Source organism: Bacteroides uniformis (assembly GCF_025147485.1).
GTDB lineage: Bacteria > Bacteroidota > Bacteroidia > Bacteroidales > Bacteroidaceae > Bacteroides > Bacteroides uniformis.
The window spans coordinates 1,238,016-1,258,681 of sequence record NZ_CP102263.1 but is presented as its reverse complement, the minus strand read 5'-3'; the positions used below and the strand labels follow the sequence as shown (position 1 = coordinate 1,258,681).

13 protein-coding genes are annotated in these 20,666 nt (G+C 41.2%); 10 read left to right on the top strand and 3 right to left on the bottom strand.

Features of this window, described 5'->3' with window-relative positions:
* Nucleotides 1–5: 5 nt before the first annotated feature.
* Together NQ510_RS04830 and NQ510_RS04825 are read right to left on the bottom strand one after the other, a co-directional pair.
* The gene (locus tag NQ510_RS04830; RefSeq protein ID WP_005824683.1) at nucleotides 6–1,793 is read right to left on the bottom strand and encodes an L-fucose isomerase; all 1,788 of its coding nucleotides are present in this window, start codon (nucleotides 1,791–1,793) and stop codon (nucleotides 6–8) included.
* A gap of 77 nt (nucleotides 1,794–1,870) precedes the next feature.
* The gene (locus tag NQ510_RS04825; protein WP_005824684.1) at nucleotides 1,871–2,875 is read right to left on the bottom strand and encodes a LacI family DNA-binding transcriptional regulator; all 1,005 of its coding nucleotides are present in this window, start codon (nucleotides 2,873–2,875) and stop codon (nucleotides 1,871–1,873) included.
* A gap of 230 nt (nucleotides 2,876–3,105) precedes the next feature.
* On the opposite strand from NQ510_RS04825, the gene NQ510_RS04820 reads away from it, so the two are divergent.
* The 7 genes from NQ510_RS04820 to NQ510_RS04790 all read left to right on the top strand — a co-directional run bounded on the left by NQ510_RS04820 (nucleotide 3,106) and on the right by NQ510_RS04790 (nucleotide 14,753).
* Nucleotides 3,106–4,170, top strand: coding sequence for a hypothetical protein (locus NQ510_RS04820; protein ID WP_005824685.1), 1,065 nt, complete (start codon nucleotides 3,106–3,108; stop codon nucleotides 4,168–4,170).
* 329 nt (nucleotides 4,171–4,499) lie between these two features.
* Complete coding sequence (locus tag NQ510_RS04815) at nucleotides 4,500–5,438, top strand: FGGY-family carbohydrate kinase (RefSeq protein WP_081030281.1); 939 nt, start codon at nucleotides 4,500–4,502, stop codon at nucleotides 5,436–5,438.
* Nucleotides 5,439–5,467: 29 nt separating this feature from the next.
* On the top strand, nucleotides 5,468–6,643 hold the full coding sequence (locus NQ510_RS04810) for a glycoside hydrolase family 172 protein (RefSeq protein ID WP_005824687.1): 1,176 nt from the start codon (nucleotides 5,468–5,470) through the stop codon (nucleotides 6,641–6,643).
* Nucleotides 6,644–6,745: 102 nt separating this feature from the next.
* Nucleotides 6,746–9,670: a SusC/RagA family TonB-linked outer membrane protein gene (locus tag NQ510_RS04805; RefSeq protein ID WP_229031968.1), complete on the top strand. Its 2,925-nt coding sequence runs from the start codon at nucleotides 6,746–6,748 to the stop codon at nucleotides 9,668–9,670.
* Between the two features lie 18 nt (nucleotides 9,671–9,688).
* Nucleotides 9,689–11,263, top strand: a complete 1,575-nt coding sequence (locus NQ510_RS04800; RefSeq protein ID WP_005824689.1) for a RagB/SusD family nutrient uptake outer membrane protein — start codon at nucleotides 9,689–9,691, stop codon at nucleotides 11,261–11,263.
* A 76-nt stretch (nucleotides 11,264–11,339) separates the two neighbouring features.
* Nucleotides 11,340–13,313 (top strand): glycoside hydrolase family 97 protein, encoded by a 1,974-nt coding sequence (locus tag NQ510_RS04795; RefSeq protein WP_117652920.1) that lies wholly within the window; start codon nucleotides 11,340–11,342, stop codon nucleotides 13,311–13,313.
* Nucleotides 13,314–13,319: 6 nt separating this feature from the next.
* A complete protein-coding gene (locus tag NQ510_RS04790) occupies nucleotides 13,320–14,753 on the top strand; it encodes a DUF4185 domain-containing protein (protein ID WP_005825193.1) in 1,434 nt (477 codons plus the stop codon).
* Nucleotides 14,754–14,823: 70 nt separating this feature from the next.
* Here the strand turns inward: NQ510_RS04790 and NQ510_RS04785 are convergent, their stop codons facing one another.
* Nucleotides 14,824–15,702: a DMT family transporter gene (locus NQ510_RS04785; protein WP_034525442.1), complete on the bottom strand. Its 879-nt coding sequence runs from the start codon at nucleotides 15,700–15,702 to the stop codon at nucleotides 14,824–14,826.
* 548 nt (nucleotides 15,703–16,250) lie between these two features.
* On the opposite strand from NQ510_RS04785, the gene leuS reads away from it, so the two are divergent.
* Genes leuS through NQ510_RS04770 form a run of 3 tightly spaced genes read left to right on the top strand, consistent with a single transcriptional unit; the run spans nucleotide 16,251 to nucleotide 20,612 of the window.
* Nucleotides 16,251–19,088 carry a leucine--tRNA ligase gene (leuS, locus tag NQ510_RS04780; RefSeq protein WP_005825196.1) on the top strand — a complete coding sequence of 946 codons (2,838 nt, stop codon included), beginning with the start codon at nucleotides 16,251–16,253 and terminating at the stop codon, nucleotides 19,086–19,088.
* A gap of 5 nt (nucleotides 19,089–19,093) precedes the next feature.
* Nucleotides 19,094–19,996: a YitT family protein gene (locus NQ510_RS04775; RefSeq protein ID WP_005825197.1), complete on the top strand. Its 903-nt coding sequence runs from the start codon at nucleotides 19,094–19,096 to the stop codon at nucleotides 19,994–19,996.
* A 37-nt stretch (nucleotides 19,997–20,033) separates the two neighbouring features.
* Nucleotides 20,034–20,612, top strand: a complete 579-nt coding sequence (locus tag NQ510_RS04770; protein ID WP_005825199.1) for a non-canonical purine NTP diphosphatase — start codon at nucleotides 20,034–20,036, stop codon at nucleotides 20,610–20,612.
* Nucleotides 20,613–20,666: the final 54 nt, after the last annotated feature.

Sequence of the window (20,666 nt, the reverse complement as noted above, 5' to 3'; positions counted from 1 at the left end):
TTCCTTTATTTATAGAGAGGTCCATAATTCTTGCAAGCTCTATAGTCACTGCCTTCCATATCCTCGCCAAAAGCGGTCCATGCACTGGGACGGAAAATATTTTCCTCAGAAACATTGTGCATGCATACCGGGATACGAAGCATGGAAGCCAGAGTAATCAAGTCAGCACCGATATGACCATAACTGATAGCGCCATGATTAGCCCCCCAGTTATTCATAACAGTATATACATCACGGAAATACCCCTTACCTGTCAGACGTGGAGCGAAGAAAGTGGAAGGCCATGTACGGTCAGTACGTTCATTGATAGCCTTGAAAACATCCTTATCCAAATTTACTGTCCAGCCTTCGGCAATCTGCAATACCGGACCTTGACCTTTTACGAGATTCAAACGGCACATTGTTACCGGCATTTCACCACGAGTCAGGAACTGGGAAGAATAACCACCGCCACGCATATATTCGCGACTGGCCGGATGCCACTTGGTTACAGAAAGACAAGCTTCCACTTCCTCTTCCGTAATTTCCCAGAAAGGCTTCATTACCGGTTTATTGTCACGTGTCTGACAGCCTGTTCCATCAAGCGTACAAGAGCCGGAGTTGATCAGGTGAATGAAACCGTTTGCCGCCTTACCTTCCAATTTCTTACCCGTTACCCGTTCTATGGCATTCGGACTCCAATAAGTACGCACATCCGCAAATATCTGTGCAGTATTGGTCAATAGATGATTGAAGAGCATTGAAGTACAATTCAACGTATCATTTTCCGTAGCGAAAGTAAATGCTTCACGGATACCGTTCCAATCGAAAGAAGTATTCAGTATAGCTTCTGAAAAATCACCGTCAGGCTTATAATCCGTCCACTGGCGCTGTCCCTGGAAACCCGCAGCAATCGCATTGTGTCCCATTGACTCTTCCTTGAACCCCATTTCAGCCAATTTGGGATTGCCAATCATCATATCACGGAAAATAAGAGTCATTTTTACCACGTATTCCCAACGGGCATCTTTCTCTTCACGGGAATATACCAGATGTTCCGGATTAAAGTCTGTCCCTTCATTACTCTTGCAATACTTTTCTGTCCATGCCATGGCACGTGCGAACTCTTCATGGTCATAAATGCCCAACTGGACACGACGTTCTATCTCACTGGCATCCACATACTCATTACGCATGCCCAAATACTCTTGGAAGAAATCAGGATTGGGAATAGAGCCTGCAATGCCCATGGATACACTGCCGATTGAAAGATAGGATTTCCCCTTCATTGTAGCCACAGCTATACCTGCACGGGCAAAACGCAACAATTTTTCCTGTACATCTTCCGGTATCTCCATATTGGTCACCTCCTGTACATCACGTCCGTAAATGCCAAAAGTAGGCAATCCCTTCTGTGTATGGCTTGCCAATGCTGAAGCCAGGTAAACCGCACCCGGACGTTCTGTACCATTAAAGCCCCAGATGGCTTTTGGCATTTCTCCGTCCATATCAATAGTTTCGAATCCATAACACCAGCAAGGAGTTACAGAAAGTACAACACCGACTCCACTATTACGGAATTTTTCAGCCGCCATGGCAGCTTCAGCGACTCCACCAATAGTTGTATCTGCAATGACGCACTCTACGGAAGTGCCGTCACTATGACGTAAGACAGAAGAATAAAGCTCGGCCACTTTATGGGCCATGGCCATAGTCATATCCTCCAATGACTCACGGATACCTCCACGACGACCGTCAATAATAGGTCTGATACCAATTTTCGGCTTTCCACCGATTAATCTTGAATTTCTCATGGTTCAACTGATTTTATTGAGATTAATATAAAAATTAACTAAATCGATTAAGCTATCATGTAAAAAAAACAGCTCTCCTAAGGAGCCATTTCAATAAATTCTCCCTCGGCAAGCACAGACTGCACTGTATTACCGTTAATAATGATATCTATCAGTATTTCAAGTGCTTTCTGTACTAAAACATCTATAGGCTGCTGAATATAGGATATAGGGGCATCAAAAAAGTCAAATACCGGATTACCGTCAAAACCCACTAAACCTATTTTACCAATAATTCCCTCTCCCATGTCCTTTATTGTATATAAACAAGCCAATGAAATCATGTTGGTGGCAAAAAGAAAAGCGTCTACACCGCCATCAATCATTTTAGGCAACAAACGGTCTGCGGACTTTCTGGGAGCATCCTGCCTCAAAAAGACCACGTTAGCCAAGTTTCTCTTACCGGCTTCATCCATAGCCTTTTTATAACCACGGATACGCTCTTTCATATGGATAAGGTTGACATCATAAGCCACCATACAAGGAGCGTTATAGCCTGCATTCAAAAGATGTTTGGTTGATATATAGGAAGCATTGAAGTTATTCAACGCCACATAGCTGACATTGATTTCCGGAAAATAGCGGTCGAACAAAACAATAGGGATATTATTGTTCACAAGTGAAGCGATGGATTTCTCAGAATTGTCACAAGGAACAATGATGAGTCCATCTACCCCTTTATTAATAAGGTTACTAACAACACGGGTCATCTTATCCTTATCCTCATCTGAACTTCCAAAAAGTACGGTATATCCCCGTTTGGTTGCCTCATCTTCCAATACACGCGCTAATTGAGAAAAAAATGGGTTGGAAATATCAGAAACCACTAATCCTATTGTTTTTGTTTTGCCACTACGAAGACTTTTGGCCGCAAGATTAGGCTGGTAGTTCATTTCATTGGCAATTTTCAATATGCGTTGGGCAGTTTCTTCTCCCACGCGATACTCTTTCTTTTTCCCATTCAAAACGAACGAAACCAATGCTGTTGAAACGCCTGCAGCTTCAGCAATATCCTTCAGCGATATTTTTTTTAGTGACGACATATATTTGTGTAACGTTTTTGCTATATAATAGTATTATACTTTTAGGTTACCTCTTGAATCAGTAGCACTTATCGTATTCTCACGATGCAAATATAAACATAAAAATTAAATCTGCAAATTATTTTGCTAATTCGTTATAACGTTTTTATATTTGCAGTATCAAATCATGCTAAAAACGATATGAACTACCATAAACGACACATAAAAATTAATTTTAAACTTTTAAAATCATGAAAACCAAGATTCTATTTACACTTTTATTCTTTGCATGCAGAATACACTACCTTTATGGACAGACTAACCTACAAATAGCTCCGGAAACTTTAGCAACTCCGGAAAAAAATGGAATATGGTTACAACCTGCTCAAAATACAAAAGCACAACCCATTTGGGGATTTGCAAATGGTATCCGAATAGGAATTGCTCCATTAGGAGGTCCACGTGGGCTAATTCGTATCTATACACCTTATTTAGAACATGATGAATTTGTTGTTACCAATTTCATTGCTTTTGAACCAATTGATAAAGCAAAAAATAATAGGGGGCTCTCAGAATTGGAATGGAGTCAACTTGATAATGTTCGTGGAAAACGTTTTTGGAGTGGGAATACTCCTGAAGCTCCCTCATTCCCAAATCAATATTATCCAGCTCACGGAGTAATAGCAAAGGAAAATGGAGTTGAAACACTTACTGTGTATTTCTTTTGTGAAACTTTTGATAATGGTGCGGATATTTATGTCCGGACTAAATTCACAGAAGGAAAGCCTTATGAGTTTGAATTAACTACGTATACCACGGAAGAATCAGATGAGCTAAATCGTTTTATACTCACAGCTACTATGGGAAACAAAGCAAGACTTAGGACATTACATCTCGCAGATGGTAAAACGAAAGAAGCCGGCCAATTATGGCCGAGCTATAAAGATTCTAATTTCACAGAACATAACCATACTCCAGTGGCAGAAATGATAAAAGATAAAAATGGAGGTGTATGGTTTATAGCGTCACCTGATGAGAAAGACCCTACAAAAGCTGTATATGCTGAAGATACACATACACATTGGAAATATACTGGTAAAAAAGCAACGCAATATTGGTATTGTTCCAATCCAAGTAATGAGTTAGAAGGAGTTGTGAATGGTCGTTATACTTATTGGGCAAGTAAATCTCCGATACCTGGTGGTATCGCTTATGAGAACTTTGAACTGACTGAACCATTTCAGTCTGGTCAAAGCTATATTTTTGGTATCACACCTCTTTCACCGGAAGAATTAATAAACCACATTATGAAATAAGAACGGACTACTTTTTGGGTAGAACTTCTTTTCCTCCTTATTTATCCCCTCTTTTGTTCTTAATTTATAGAACAGAAAAGGATAAAAGGTGGATAAAAATAAGAAAAGGATAAATTACAAAACTTACTAAATAGCTTATTACTCTAATGAGAGCAGCAGAAAATAGATACTCTATTTCTACTGTTCTCATTTTATATATATATACAACTTGTCATAGTATAAAATCTCAAAACAATCTTTTAAAGTCAACTTAAGAGATACTTCTTAACTATTGTTGGGGTCTTCCTTCCGGCGAAGTTCTCGAAGAACTTAATCCGGCCTTGAAGGAAATGCTCCCCCATCTGTTCACAGAAACCCACACCAGCGACACCAAGGCAGGGGAACTGACACCCGAGTGGGCAGACAGGCTTGGACTTCCCCAAGGAATCGCCGTGGCCGTGGGGGCGCTGGACGCCCATATGGGAGCCGTAGGCGCATCCGTCGCCCCGGGGATACTGACACGTATCATGGGAACATCCACCTGCGACATCATGGTTGCCGGCAAAGACGAGGTAGGCGGACGCTGTATCAAGGGAATCTGCGGCCAGGTGGACGGTTCGGTGCTTCCGGGATTCATCGGTTTCGAAGCCGGACAGTCGGCTTTCGGAGACATCTACGCCTGGTTCAGGAAGATGCTGGCATGGACACTGAAAGATATCCCCGGAGGGGAGGCCAGGCAGAAAGTTCTGGACGGCATGCTGGTGGAACTCACCCGTGAGGTCCAGGACATGGAACCCTCCGAGGATGGTGTTGTCGCCCTGGACTGGATGAACGGCCGCCGTACCCCCGATGCGGACCAGAACGTGAAGGGTGCCGTTGCGGGACTCACGCTGGGTACCAGCGCCCCGGAAATATTCCGTGCGCTGGTGGAAGCCACCGCCTTCGGTTCCCGCCGTATTGTGGAGCATATGAAGGGCCAGGGGCTGCGCATTGATTCGGTCAATGCCATCGGAGGTATCAGCAAGAAGGCGCCCTTCGTGATGCAGACGCTGGCGGACGTGCTGGACATGCCCATCCGTGTGGTCCGCTCGGAACAGACCTGTGCCTTGGGAGCGGCAATGTTCGCGGCAGTTGCCGCAGGGGTGTACAAGGATATCAATGAGGCGACAAGGCATATGGGGTCGGACATCGAGGCTGAATACCGGCCGGATGAGAAAAGAGCCCTCATCTACGAAAAACTATACAAGAAATATCTTGAACTGGCAAAACTTGCTGAAACCATTAACTAAGTATATAAACCAATTAATTTATTTAAACCATGAAAATCAAATTTTTTATCTTAGCAGCCTTATGTATGGCAACTATAAGCATTTACGCTCAAAATTTTAATGGACTTGACATGAATATGGGTAATTTATATCGCTTATCCAATGCCAAGACACGTTCCATCAGCCCTGAAAACTTTACAGGTGAGAAAGGTAAAGGTGGTATGGCTGATCCAATTACAGATAAAGAAAAAATAAATCAAGCTAATGCACATCATGCAGCTAAAACTTTAGGGCAAGGCTGGAAAGTCAATCCTTATGTAAACATTGGCCCTAACGAAACTTTTACTTTAGCAGAAATCGAAGGCCCTGGTTCTATACAACAAATTTGGATGACACCAACAGGTGAATGGAGAAAAACAATTATTCGCTTTTATTGGGATGATGAAAAAGAACCTTCTGTAGAGTGCCCTATAGGTGATTTTTTCTGCAGTGGTTGGGGACTATATTCTCCATTAAGTTCATTAGCAGTTTGTGTAAACCCTGGTAGTGCGTTCAATTGTTATTGGCAAATGCCTTTCCGCAAAAAATGTAAAATTACAATGGAAAACATTGACCCCAATAATGAAATGAGAGTTTATTACCAAATAAACTACACTTTAACAGAAGTTCCTGAGGATGCAGCTTATTTTCATGCACAATTCCGTCGCTCAAATCCTAATATAAATTCTGACCATGTATTGGTTGATGGTATTAAAGGTAAAGGACAATACGTTGGTACATATATTGCTTGGCAAGTGAATAATAACGGTTGGTGGGGTGAAGGTGAAATTAAATTCTTCATGGATGGTGATAAGAAATTTCCGACAATCTGCGGTACTGGTACAGAAGATTACTTTTGCGGATCTTACAACTTTGAAAATAAAACGACGCATCAATATGAAGAATTCACTACTCCTTATGCAGGATTACATCAGATTATTCGCCCAGATGGAGTTTATCGTTCACAACAACGTTTTGGCATGTATCGTTGGCACATACTTGATCCAATCCGTTTTGAAAAGGATTTAAAAGTTACAATTCAAGATCTTGGATGGCGTAACGACGGCCGATATCTCGATCAGAAATCAGACATTTCTTCTGTTGTATTTTGGTATCAAACTGAACCACATGCTAAATTTCCAACATTACCTTCAGTAGACGATCTAGAAATTGTACGACCTTTTTAAAATACTCTGAGAAATATATAATTATTTATCTAAACATTTTATCACTTTGAATCTATGCTAAATTTTTATCAAAAAAGGACTTTGTCCAATACAATTCGACTAATGACAATATTATATATGTTATGCATATGTCAATTAGCTATTGCACAAACCAAAAACTTCCAAGGTGTCGTAAAAGATGCAAAAGGCAACACATTACCAGGAGTTACAATATTGGAAACTGGCACCAGTAATGGAGTTTCAACAAATATTGACGGAATATTTGAGATAAAATTAAGACCTGGCAGTACATTAACAGTAAGTTATATTGGATACATTACTCGCACCATTCCAACTAACGATAAAACTACTTTTTTAAACATCATTCTTGAAGAAGATGTATTTCAGCTTGATGATGTGGTAGTGGTAGGTTATGGTTCCATGAAAAAAGGTGAAGTAACCAGTGCTATTACATCAGTAAAAAAAGACGATTTTCTTGCCGGGATGGTAAAAAGTCCCGAACAACTCCTTCAAGGAAAAGTAGCAGGTCTTCAACTTTCAAATTATACTGGTGATCCTGTATTAGGACTCGAAATGACTATTCGAGGTGTTAATTCATTATCTGGTAATACTAGTCCATTGATCGTTATTGACGGAATTCCAGGTGGTAGTTTAACAGCTATTTCAAGTGAAGACATAGAATCTATAGATGTGCTAAAAGATGGTTCTGCAGCTGCTATTTATGGTACTCGTGGTACAAATGGTGTCATTGTAATTACTACCAATCGTGCTAAAGCGACTAAACTTTCCATGGAGTATAATGGATCTATCTCATTTGAAACATTTGCAAAACATGCTGATATGTTAACAGCCAATGATTATCGTAGATTAACAGATGATCCTGATTTTCCAGGTATTCAAGATGAGGGAACTACCACTGATTGGGTGGACGCTATTAGTCGTACAGCTATCAGCCACAATCATTTTCTTTCTTTGAAAGGTGGTAGCGCTGAATCCAATTACGTAGCTTCCATAGATTATCGCAAACGTGAAGGTGTCATTCGTCATACAGATCGTGAATCTATTACAGCTAAAATAGGTCTAAATCATAATATGTTCAATAATAAATTACGCTTTCAATTCAATATCAATGATAGTTATGTCACCCAACAACGTGCATGGTATGCAGCCTATTTAAATGCTTTATTAGAAAATCCTACCCGCCCTATCTATGATGAAAATGGAAATTATACGGAATATAAAGTAAATCTTAAACCTTATAATCCGGTTGCCATGATTAATGAAGAATATGATGTAGAAGGATACAATCAATTAATGATGAGCGGGAAAATAACTTTATCACCAATTGAAGGTCTTAATCTAAGTGTGATGGGAGCTATGCAACGTTTTGATCGCATGGAGAATAAAAGCAATACATTTAAACATATGACTACTGTGGTAAACGGAGATTATGGTAATGTTTGGAATTGGGCTGATAATACAATGCAAAAGAATTTAGAATTGGTAGGTGATTATACCAAATCATTAGGTTTACACAATCTAGGTGCCATGATAGGTTATAGTTACCAAGATGATGATGCTAAAGGTATATATCAATGGGCAAAAGATTTTCCAACAGATATGTTTGGACCTTGGAATATTGGTTCTATGAATGATATGAAGGATAATAAGGCAGCTATGACCAGTTATAGAAATACTCATAAACTAATTTCATTTTTTGGTCGATTGACTTATAATTACAATGAAAAGTATATGTTTATGGCCAGTTTACGCCGTGAAGGTTCATCACGCTTTGGAGATAACCATAAATGGGGTTGGTTTCCTGCTATATCAGCAGGATGGCGCATTAGCAAAGAGAATTTTATGCAAGATATCCAATGGTTAGATGACTTAAAAGTTCGCATAGGTTATGGCGTTACAGGTAATGAAGTCACATCTAATTTACTATCCATGTATTTGTTAAATTATGGTGGATATGCATATATTAATGGAAAATGGACACAAGGTGCAGGTCCATACCAAAATCCTAATCCCGATTTAAAATGGGAAACGAAGAGTGAGTTAAATTTGGGACTTGATTTTTCATTCCTAAAAAATAGACTTTCTGGTTCTATTGATATTTATCACCGTGAAACTTCAGATCTACTTTCTACCTATGAAGTACCAACTCCACCTTACATTGTATCAAGTATGATGGCAAATGTTGGAAAAATTAGAAATCAAGGCATCGAATTGTTATTAAGTGGTACTCCTATTAAAACACGCGATTTACGTTTTGACATTACAGGAACATTTTCCTATAACAAAAATAAAATCATTTCTTTATCAAATGGACTTTATCAAAAAGATTATTGGTATGAAGGAGCTACCGGTTCACCAATTCAAACCCATACTCACATAGTAAGAGAAGGTGATCCCGTTGGTAATTTCCATGGTTTCCAGACTCATAGTCTTACATCTGATGGTTTATGGATGGTATATGGTGCTGATGGTCAACCCAAATTATTGACTGATGCTGATGATGGCGACAAAAAAGTTATTGGTAATGGTATTCCAACAACTTATGGAAGTCTAAATTTAGCATTAAGCTATAAAGGTTTCGACGTATCTGTTATGTTCCGCGGTGCATTCAATTTTCAAGTCTTGAACCGCCAACGTATGCATTGGGAAACAACCTCACGTATTGGAGAAGGCAATCTACCTCGCTCAGTATTGGAAAAACCATTTGGTAGTAATTCATATGTAAAAGGTGCTCCTGCTATGCAAAGTTATTATGTAGAAGATGGTGATTATGTAAAATTGGATAATATAAGTGTTGGCTATACATTTAATCTTAAAAAACAAAAAGTCATTCAACGTCTTCGTCTATATGTAGCAGGCAATAATTTACTCACAATGACTGGTTATAAAGGACTAGATCCAGAAGTTAGTATTAAAGGACTTGCTCCTGGTGTTGAAGGATCTGGTGCAGGCGAGTTATATCCCACTACACGTCAGTTCACTGTTGGCTTAAATCTTTTATTTTAACCTTAAAAAATTACAGCAATGTTCAAAAAACAATATATTACTGGTGCATTTTTAGCTGTTATCTCTTTATTCAGTTCTTGTACCAATTTGGATGAAGAAATTTTTAGTAGCATCCCTGAAAAAGACTTTTATAAAACTGAATCTGAATTCTTGGCAGCCATGGTTCCCATATATTCCAGTATGCGTACCTTAACAGAACATTCAAACTGGTGGGATTTAGAAGAAACTACCGATGTTTGTGTTACTCCAGTTAAAAATCATGGCTTATGGTATGATGGAGGTATTTATATTCGCTTACACCAACATTCTTGGATGGAAGAAGATGCACATCTAAACAATATATGGAATGCATTATATTCAGGTGTCTCAAGTGCTAATAGAGTTCTTTACCAATTTGAAAATTCAACAATAGAAATGAATGGTAAAGAAAATTATATTGCAGAATTAAAAGTAGCTCGCGCATTTTATTATTACTTACTACTAGAAGCTTTTGGTAATGTTCCCATTATTGATCGATTTGATGTTCCTGATGGTTATTTACCAGCAACAGAGCCACGGTCTAAAGTTTTTGAATTCGTTGAGTCGGAATTAAAAAATAATATCAATAACTTAAGTGAAGATGTCTTAAACACCTATGGACGTTTTAATAAATGGAACGCAAAAATGCTTTTGGCACGTCTATATTTGAATGCTGAAGCATGGATAGGAACTCCCATGTATAATGAATGTGAAAATTTATGCAATGAAATTATTGCTACTAATAAATATAGACTAGACGGAGATTATTCACTCCCATTTTCTACAAATAACGAATTGAGTAATGAAACAATGTTTGTAATTCCATTCGATGAAACCAAATCAGGTGGTCAAATTTATATGTGGGCACGCAAAACTTTACACTATTCTCAAATGCAAACTTTCAACCTCCAAGCCACTTGGCTTGATGGTGGGTGCGTCGGAGTTCCTACTTTCTTTGATAACTATATAGAAGGTGATAAGCGTTTAGAAAAAACATGGCGCATGGGACAACAATATGCACTTGATGGTACTCCATTATGGACAAATGGTTGGTGCGGAGACCCACAAATGCTGCTCAGTTATACCAAAGATGTTACTAATATTAGTGGAGATGCTACCATGTATCAAGGGTATCGTTTTGGCAAATATGAAATCAAAATAGGTGCAACAGGTACTCCTGATAATGATTATGTCATTATGAGATATGCCGAAGTATTAATGATGAAAGCTGAATGTATACTCCGTACAGGAGGTAGCTCACAAGAAGCTGCCGAATTAGTAAATGAAGTACGTAGAAGAAACTTCGATACAACCAATGAATTAACCGGTTCAGAATTAGAAGCTACCACAATTTGTAATGGAGTTCCAGTAAAATATGGTCGTTTTCTTCAAGAACTTGGTGTAGAATTTGCATTAGAAGGCTTACGTCGAAGTCAACTTATTCGTTTTGATAATAATTTCACAAAAGGTACTTGGTGGGAACACCAGCCTACTAATGATACAAAACGTAATCTCATGCTAATACCATTTGATCAGCTACAACGTAATTCTAATTTAGTACAAAACCCTAAATAATACTATCATATTTCAAGCGGAATTTGAAAAATGTAAATTCCGCTTGTATTTTCTAACTAAATATATTATTATAAAAATGAGAAAACTTTTTATTATATGTGCCCTCCTATTCTGCCTTGGTACCGCTTCAGCCCAGCAGAAGTTCTCTGTGGCATCTCCCGACGGGAAGCTGAAGCTTGTGTTGGACATAGCACCTGAGAAAGTGGCCTACAGCGTGAAATACGGGAAACAGCAGCTGCTGGAGGACTCAAGGCTGGGATTCGAGTTCGACAGCGGGGAGTTCGGGGCAGGGCTCAAGGCGGGAAAGGTACAAAGGAGGAAAATAGACGAGGCCTACGAGCTGGTAGTGGGGAAGGTCCGCAGAGCGAGGAACTACTGCAACGAGATGACAGTGCCCCTGGTGGAAAGGAATGGGAAGGAGAGAACAGTGAACCTAATTGTAAGAGCATTCGATGACGGGATAGCATTCAGATATGAATTTCCGGAACAGAAAGCATGGGATTCATACGTGATGTATGATGAAAGGACACAGTTCAACTTGCAAGGAAACCCGATGGCGTTGCTCATGTACCTGCCCGGGTATGTGAATACACACGAAGGGGTATACAGTCATGTAAGATATGACAAGGTGGCAAGGAAAAGGCTGATAGAGATGCCCGCCACATTCGAGTTCGACAACGGGGTGGCAGTGGCCATAACCGAAGCGGCCATACGGGACTATGCGGGAATGTACCTGATGAAGGAGAAGGGTGGACTGGTGGGAAAGCTCTCGCCAAAACTCGGGCAGGAGAAGATAAAGGTCGAGACAGACAGTTTCCCGCACCGCACACCGTGGCGCGTAATCTCCGTTGCAGACCGGGTGGGAGGATTGCTGGAGACGAATATACTAACAAGCCTGAACGAGCCCTGCAGGATTGAAGACACTTCATGGATTAAGCCTTGCAGGACCACGTTCACATGGTGGAACGGGAATGTCGTGCCGGACAGCACCTTCTCTCCGGGAAACAACTTCGATACAAACAAGTACTACATCGATTTTGCAGCACGCAATGGCTTGGATGCACATGGAATCTACGGATATGCGGAGACTCCTTGGTACTATGATGACAACTTCAATTTCGGATGGGCGGGACCCAATGCGGACGTTACAAAACCGATACCGTGCCTGAACATGCCGAGAATTGTGGAATATGCAAGGAGCAAGGGGGTTGGCATACATCTGTGGGTACACTGGAGACCGTTGTACGACAAACTCGAAGAAGCCTTTGCGCTCTATGAGGGATGGGGAGTAAAAGGACTCATGGTGGACTTCATGGACCGTAATGACCAAGAGATGATACGCATCCAAGAAGAGATACTGGAATGTGCGGCAAGACACAGGCTCTTCATACAGTTCCATGGGTCGAGCAAGCCTTCCGGACTGGTAAGGACGTATCCGAATGAATTCACACGGGAGGGGACACTCAACTATGAAGTATGCAAATGGGACACGCTGGTGAATGCGGACCATGACATTGCGATACCCTTCACCAGGATGCTGGCGGGAGCGACGGACTATCACCTGGGAGGGTTCAGGGCACTGCCGCGCTCGGAGTTCAAGATACAGTATGTAAATCCTCATGTAATGAGCACACGCTGCCATATGTTGGCCATGTATGTGGTTTTGGAAAACCATCTCACCTCGTTGTGCGATACGCCAAAGGCTTATGAAGGTCAACCGGGGTTCGAGGTGCTCCGTACCGTGCCGGGAACGTGGGATGAGATAAGAGTTCCGCTGGCAAGGATGAATGAGCATGTCACGGTGGCCCGCAGGAGCGGTTCGGACTGGTGGGTGGGCTCGCTGAACAACGGTACGGAAAGGGATCTGAAATTGGAATTGGACTTCCTTAGTGAGGGGGACTACCAGGCAACGATCTATACCGATGCGGAGGATGTGGAGCGGAATCCAAACAATCTGGACAGACTGGTGCGGAAAGTTACAAGGAAGGATATCATTGAACTGAATCTGGCAAGGGATGGAGGAGCGCTATTACATATTACAAAATTATAAAAAATCATGATACGAATACATGTATTATTACTTGCAAGCCTCCTTTCTATATGGGGGCTTACAAGTTGTGAAAATTCGGATACAGATAAAGTAAATAGTTATAATTTAGAAGTTAACCTTTCTCAAAATGAAATTACTGCGATTAATGGTATAATATCTATCAAAGTATCAATAAAAGAATTCGATCAACTAGCTTATTTAGTAATAAATAAAATTAACGATACTAATAATATTTCTGAGAAATATATAAAATCAAATTTATCACCAGAATATATATTTGAATATATTATAAAAAAGGATGATTCTTCTACATTTTATTTTGAATTTATTGCAGTAGATAATAATAATCAGTCATCAGAAATTTCCAAATTGATAGTCAATAAAGGTATCGTCAATTATTCTAGAGAATTAAAATTTTCAAATTTAAAATGTGTATCCCGTATTACTGGTGCTGAAATAAATGGCACAAACGGATTACCTATTGTAGAATTTGAAGTAAATAATCGTACTAATGAATTATACAATGTAGGTGGTACAGATTTAGGTATTGTTTGGGAATTACAACCCGGACATTATGGACTTTTTTTCGGCGATACATTCGGTAGTGACTTTTATCCAAATTTTGTAAATCCAGGACCCAATGGGAGTAACTGGAGAAGTAATGTTTTGCTTTTCTCTGACGATCAAGATCTTTCTGATGGGCTCACCATTAATGGTGCTACTATGGATGAAAGTGGTAAAAATGCTCGTGAAATATGTTATGGAGGTAAAGATGGAAGTGGTAATGGAGATTGGACTTCTATTCCCACAGCAGCCATTCGTGCCAATGGCATAGATTATGTTCATTACATGAATATTCGTAATTGGGCAGGATGGATAACTAACTTTTCAAGTCTTTACAAATCTTCAGACAATGGAATTACTTGGACACGTTGCCAAAATGTAAAATTTGGTTCAACAAGTAATTTTGGTCAAGTAAGCTATTTCAAAAAAGACGGATATATTTATATGGTGGGTACAATTACTGGACGTGACAATAAGCCTCATCTTGCTCGTTTTTTAGAAGAAAATATTGAAAATCAAACAGAATACGAATTTTGGAATGGAAGTGGATGGATTAAAGGAAATGAAACTGCAGCCACTCCATTATTCAATGATATATCTGGAGAACTTTCCATCGCTTATCATCCAGAATTTAAAAAATGGATATTGCTCTATTTCAATAGTACACGCTATGATATCTCATTCCGAACAGCAGATCATATTATAGGGGAATGGAGTAAACCACAAAAACTAGTCGATGGCTGGCAATATTCACAATTGTATGGTTCTTATATTCACCCCATATCACTCAAAGGAAATATACTTTATTTCATTATGTCTATGTGGCTACCATATAATACTTATTTAATGTCTGCTGAACTCAAATGTAATCCATAAAAAGAATTTTGCTAAATCACATTAATAATGGGGCTGTGTCTTTGCAGACACAACCCCATTTATCTTGTATTTATTTTTTTCCTGCCCAATAAACTCCCCCCAATATCAGTATCGCCCCCATCAAAGCAACTATAGTAAGCTGTTCGCCAAGCAGAAAAGCAGAACCTACCAGAGTGAAGAGAGGATTCAGATAAATATAGTTGGAAGCTCTTATCGTTCCCAGCTGTTTTAATACTACGTTCCAGACTACAAAACAAATCAAGGAAGCCAATACACCCAGGAAAAGTAAATTGAACAGAATAGCCGGCTCGAGAAGACGGGCAATGTCGAAATTCCAGGGATGAATCAGAAATGCAGGAAGAATAGTCAATACTCCATAAAAAAATATCTTACGGGTAATGAAAGTTATACCATAACAATTGGACATTTTTCTCATTATCAAGCTATAGAATGCCCAGGAAAAAGCAGCAAGCAAAGTAAGGAAATCACCTAAAGGAGAAATCTTCAATACAAAACTACCATTATAAACCACCAATGCCACACCAACCAATGCCAGCAATGAACCAGCCATCAATCCACGGGTAGCCTTTTCCTTTTTATAAATCCACAAAGAAAGAATGGTGGTGAGCAACGGAGCCGTACAGACAATAAACGACACATTCGTCGCCAATGTAATCTCCAAAGCTGTATTTTCTGTAAAAAAGTAGAATGAACCGCCTGTTATGCCTCCTAAAAACATCCAAAATTCATCTTTCCAATTGTCGGCAAACAGTTTTCGGGGAGAAATAAGCCAAATGCCCATATAAGCTATCAGGAAACGAAGCAAGAATATTTCCTGCGGAGAAAGACCGTGCCCAATCAATACTTTCGTTGAAATAAAGGTCAGCCCCCAAATACCTACCGTAAGGACGGCGACAAGATGATAAGTATAATTTTTCATTGCGTTCATACACTTCCGATAAGTCGCACAAATATACGTACTTTCTTTTTTCAATACAATGAAACCAACCATAAATAATGTTCAGGGAGGATTTACTAAAACTCGAAGGAAGATTTACTAAAACGGGAGGAAAGATTTAGTAAATCTTCCTTCGAGTTTTAGTAAATCTTTAAATCCCTTATTAGAAGCCTATTGAACGAACTCTCATTTATCGGCAGAATAATAAACAACAATCTGCCGAATACACAGACAAAAAACGCGAAGGATGAAATCTTCCCAGACTTCATCCTTCGCTATATCCTAAAAATCTTTTAGTAAATATCCTATTGAATCAATTTAGCTATTATTTGTATTACAAACAAAAAATTAGTTTTAAAAGCACATCACAAATATAAGTAATAAAAAGTGAATTATCAAGCCTTTGCCATTGTTTTTTATGTTACTTCGCTACAAATCTGAAAATAAACCCGTAACTTTGCACCGATATTAACCGGATACTAACCGGTTTTAACCATTGAATAAACAATGTTTTCAACAAAATATTAATAAGTACCACTATGGAATACAATTTCAGGGAAATTGAAAAGAAATGGCAGAAAAGGTGGGTGGAAAACAAAACCTACCAAGTGACGGAAGACGAAACGAAGAAAAAATTCTATGTACTGAACATGTTCCCCTACCCCTCCGGTGCGGGATTGCATGTAGGTCATCCGCTGGGATATATTGCTTCGGATATTTACGCCCGCTACAAACGACTGCAAGGTTTCAATGTACTGAATCCCATGGGATATGACGCTTACGGACTTCCAGCAGAGCAATATGCCATACAAACGGGACAGCACCCTGCAATTACGACCGTCAACAATATCAACCGATACCGCGAACAGTTGGATAAGATAGGTTTCTCTTTCGACTGGAACCGCGAAATCCGTACCTGCGAACCGGAATATTACCATTGGACCCAATGGGCATTCCAAAAGATGTTCAACAGCTACTACTGCAACGATGAAAAGCAGGCACGTCCCATCCAGGAACTGATTGAAGCATTCAGCCAAACCGGTACCGAAGGAATAAACGTGGCTTGCAGCGAAGAACTGAGTTTCACCGCCGCAGAGTGGAATGCCAAGAGCGAAAAGGAACAGCAGGAAATCCTGATGAACTACCGTATAGCCTATCTGGGCGAGACGATGGTAAACTGGTGCCCTCAGCTGGGAACCGTACTTGCCAACGATGAAGTGGTGGACGGCGTAAGCGAACGAGGCGGCTTCCCCGTCATTCAAAAGAAGATGCGTCAATGGTGCCTCCGTGTATCTGCCTATGCACAACGCTTGCTGGACGGACTCGATACCATCGACTGGACCGAATCCCTGAAAGAAACCCAAAAGAACTGGATAGGACGCAGCGAAGGCGCTGAAATAGAATTCAAGGTAAAAGACAGCGATTTGGAATTCACTATCTTCACCACCCGTGCAGATACCATGTTCGGCGTCACCTTCATGGTATTGGCTCCCGAAAGCGAACTGGTACAGCAACTTACCACCGACACACAGAAAGATGAAGTAAACGCTTATCTGGAACGCACCAAGAAACGTACCGAACGCGAACGTATTGCCGACCGTAGCGTTACCGGTGCATTCTCCGGAAGCTATGCCATCAATCCCTTTACCGGTGAGGCAGTTCCCATCTGGATAAGCGACTATGTACTTGCAGGATACGGTACGGGTGCCATCATGGCTGTGCCTGCGCACGACAGCCGTGACTATGCTTTTGCCAAGCACTTCGGTCTCGAAATTCGTCCGTTGGTAGAAGGCTGCGATGTAAGCGAAGAGAGCTTCGATGCCAAGGAAGGCATTGTATGCAACTCTCCACGCGAAGGCGTTACTCCCTATTGCGACCTCTCACTGAACGGGCTGACCATCAAGGAAGCGATTGCCGCTACCAAGAAATATGTGAAAGAGCATAACTTGGGACGTGTAAAGGTGAACTTCCGTCTGCGCGATGCCATCTTCTCACGCCAGCGCTATTGGGGCGAGCCGTTCCCGGTTTACTACAAGGACAACATGCCTTACATGATTGACGAGAGCGCCCTGCCCTTGGAACTGCCCGAAGTAGCCAAATTCCTGCCTACCGAAACCGGTGAACCTCCATTGGGACATGCCGCAAAATGGGCTTGGAATACCGTAAACAAATGCGTCGTAGAAAACGAAAAGATAGACAACATCACCGTCTTCCCGCTGGAACTCAATACTATGCCCGGATTTGCCGGTTCAAGCGCCTATTATCTGCGCTACATGGACCCACACAACAACCAGGCACTTGTAGACAAGAAAACGGATGAGTACTGGCACAATGTAGACCTTTACGTAGGCGGTACCGAACATGCCACCGGTCACTTGATATACTCCCGTTTCTGGAATAAGTTCCTGTACGACCTCGGCATTTCCGTAGCCGAAGAACCGTTCCAAAAGCTGGTGAACCAAGGTATGATTCAAGGACGGAGCAATTTCGTCTATCGCATCAAAGATACCAATACATTCGTGTCCCTAAATCTGAAAGACCAGTACGACACTACCCCACTCCACGTAGATGTGAATATCGTATCCAATGATGTTCTGGACCTTGAAGCTTTCAAGGCATGGCGTCCAGAATACGAAACTGCCGAGTTTATTCTGGAAGACGGCAAGTACATCTGTGGATGGGCTGTGGAAAAGATGAGTAAATCCATGTTCAATGTGGTCAATCCCGACATGATTGTCGACAAATACGGTGCCGACACTCTCCGCATGTACGAAATGTTCCTCGGCCCGGTAGAACAATCAAAGCCGTGGGATACAAACGGAATAGACGGTGTGCACCGCTTCATCAAGAAGTTCTGGTCACTGTTCTACGACCGCAACGACAATTATCTGGTAACGGATGAACCTGCCACCAAGGAAGAACTGAAATCCCTCCATAAACTGATTAAGAAAGTGACAGGAGACATCGAGCAATTCTCTTACAACACAAGTATCAGTGCCTTTATGATTTGTGTAAACGAGTTGTTCGGAATGAAGTGCAGCAAGAAGGAAATCCTGAACCAGTTTATCATCGTTCTGGCTCCCTTTGCTCCGCATGTATGCGAAGAGTTGTGGGAGACACTGGGCAATGCAGGCTCCGTATGCGATGCCAAGTGGCCGGTATGCAACGAAGAATACTTGGTGGAAAATACGGTCAACTACACCGTTTCCTTCAACGGAAAAGCACGGTTCAACATGGAGTTCCCGGCAGATGCGGCATCGGATGCCATCCAGACTGCTGTATTGGCCGACGAACGTTCTGAAAAATGGATGGAAGGCAAGTCCATCGTCAAAGTAATCGTAGTGCCGAAGAAGATTGTGAACATCGTTGTCAAATAACAGATATGCAAATTACAAAACCAACCAAAGCGGAAGTGACGAGAGAGCTGAAGGATTATATCTTCATCACTCTGGGACTCATCAGCTATGCACTGGGATGGGCGGCATTCCTCATTCCCTATCAGATTACGACCGGAGGTACTACCGGTATCGGTGCCATCATCTATTATGCCACCGGATTTCCCATCCAGTGGTCATACTTCATCATCAATGCCGTACTGATGACTTTTGCCATCAAGATACTCGGACCGAAGTTCAGTATCAAGACTACGTTTGCCATCTTCGGACTCACTTTCTTCTTATGGTTTTTCCAGTTGCTGGTGAACGGTTCGGACGGCGTCCCTCCCCAACTGCTGGGCGAAGGACAAGACTTCATGGCTTGCCTGATAGGTGCGGCAATGTGCGGTGCCGGACTGGGTATCGTGTTCAACTGCAACGGCAGCACGGGAGGTACGGACATCATTGCAGCCATCATCCATAAATACAAGGATGTCACGCTGGGACGCATGATTATGGCTTGCGACTTCATCATCATCAGTTCCTGTTATGTGGTATTCCATGACTGGCGACGTGTGATATTTGGTTTTGTAACTTTGTTTGTTATCGGATTTGTACTGGATTACATAGTCAACAGTGCCCGGCAATCCGTCCAGTTCTTTATTTTCTCCAAAGAATATGAAAAGATTGCCGACCGCATCACCAAAGAAACCCATCGCGGTGTAACGGTACTCGACGGTATCGGCTGGTACAGTAAACACAACGTGAAGGTACTGGTCGTCCTTGCCTACAAACGCCAATCGGTAGAAATATTCCGGATGGTGAAAGATATAGACCCGAACGCTTTCATTTCCCAAAGTTCCGTCATCGGTGTATACGGAGAAGGTTTCGACCGGTTGAAAGTGAAATAGGGACTTGTATAAGCCACAAGTATAAGGAGAACATAATATGAGAAAGAAATTTGTATTTGCCACCAACAATTCACACAAACTGGAAGAAGTGACTGCCATTTTGGGAGAGAAGGTCGAACTTCTCAGCATGAAGGATATCAAATGCGATACTGACATTCCGGAAACTGCAGACACACTTGAAGGAAATGCTTTGCTGAAAGCAAGATATATCTTCGATAACTATCATCTGGATTGTTTTGCCGATGATACCGGTTTGGAAGTGGAGGCCCTTGGTGGGGCACCGGGTGTATATTCCGCCCGTTATGCCGGCGATGCACACAATTCGGAAGCAAACATGAAGAAGTTGCTGAAAGATATGGAGGGCATCGAGAACCGTAAGGCACAATTCCGTACCGTATTTGCACTTATCATCGACGGAAAGGAACATCTGTTTGAAGGCATCGTGAAAGGAGAAATCACGAAAAACAGAAAAGGCGCTTCAGGCTTCGGTTACGATCCCATATTCATTCCCGAAGGATATACGCAGACTTTTGCAGAAATGGGGAATGAACTGAAGAATAAAATCAGTCACCGGGCATTGGCCACTAACAAGTTGTGTAAGTTCTTAATGAGATAATGTTTTTAATGTGCTGATATGCTAATGTGCCAATGTGCTAATTGGCTGCGCTGT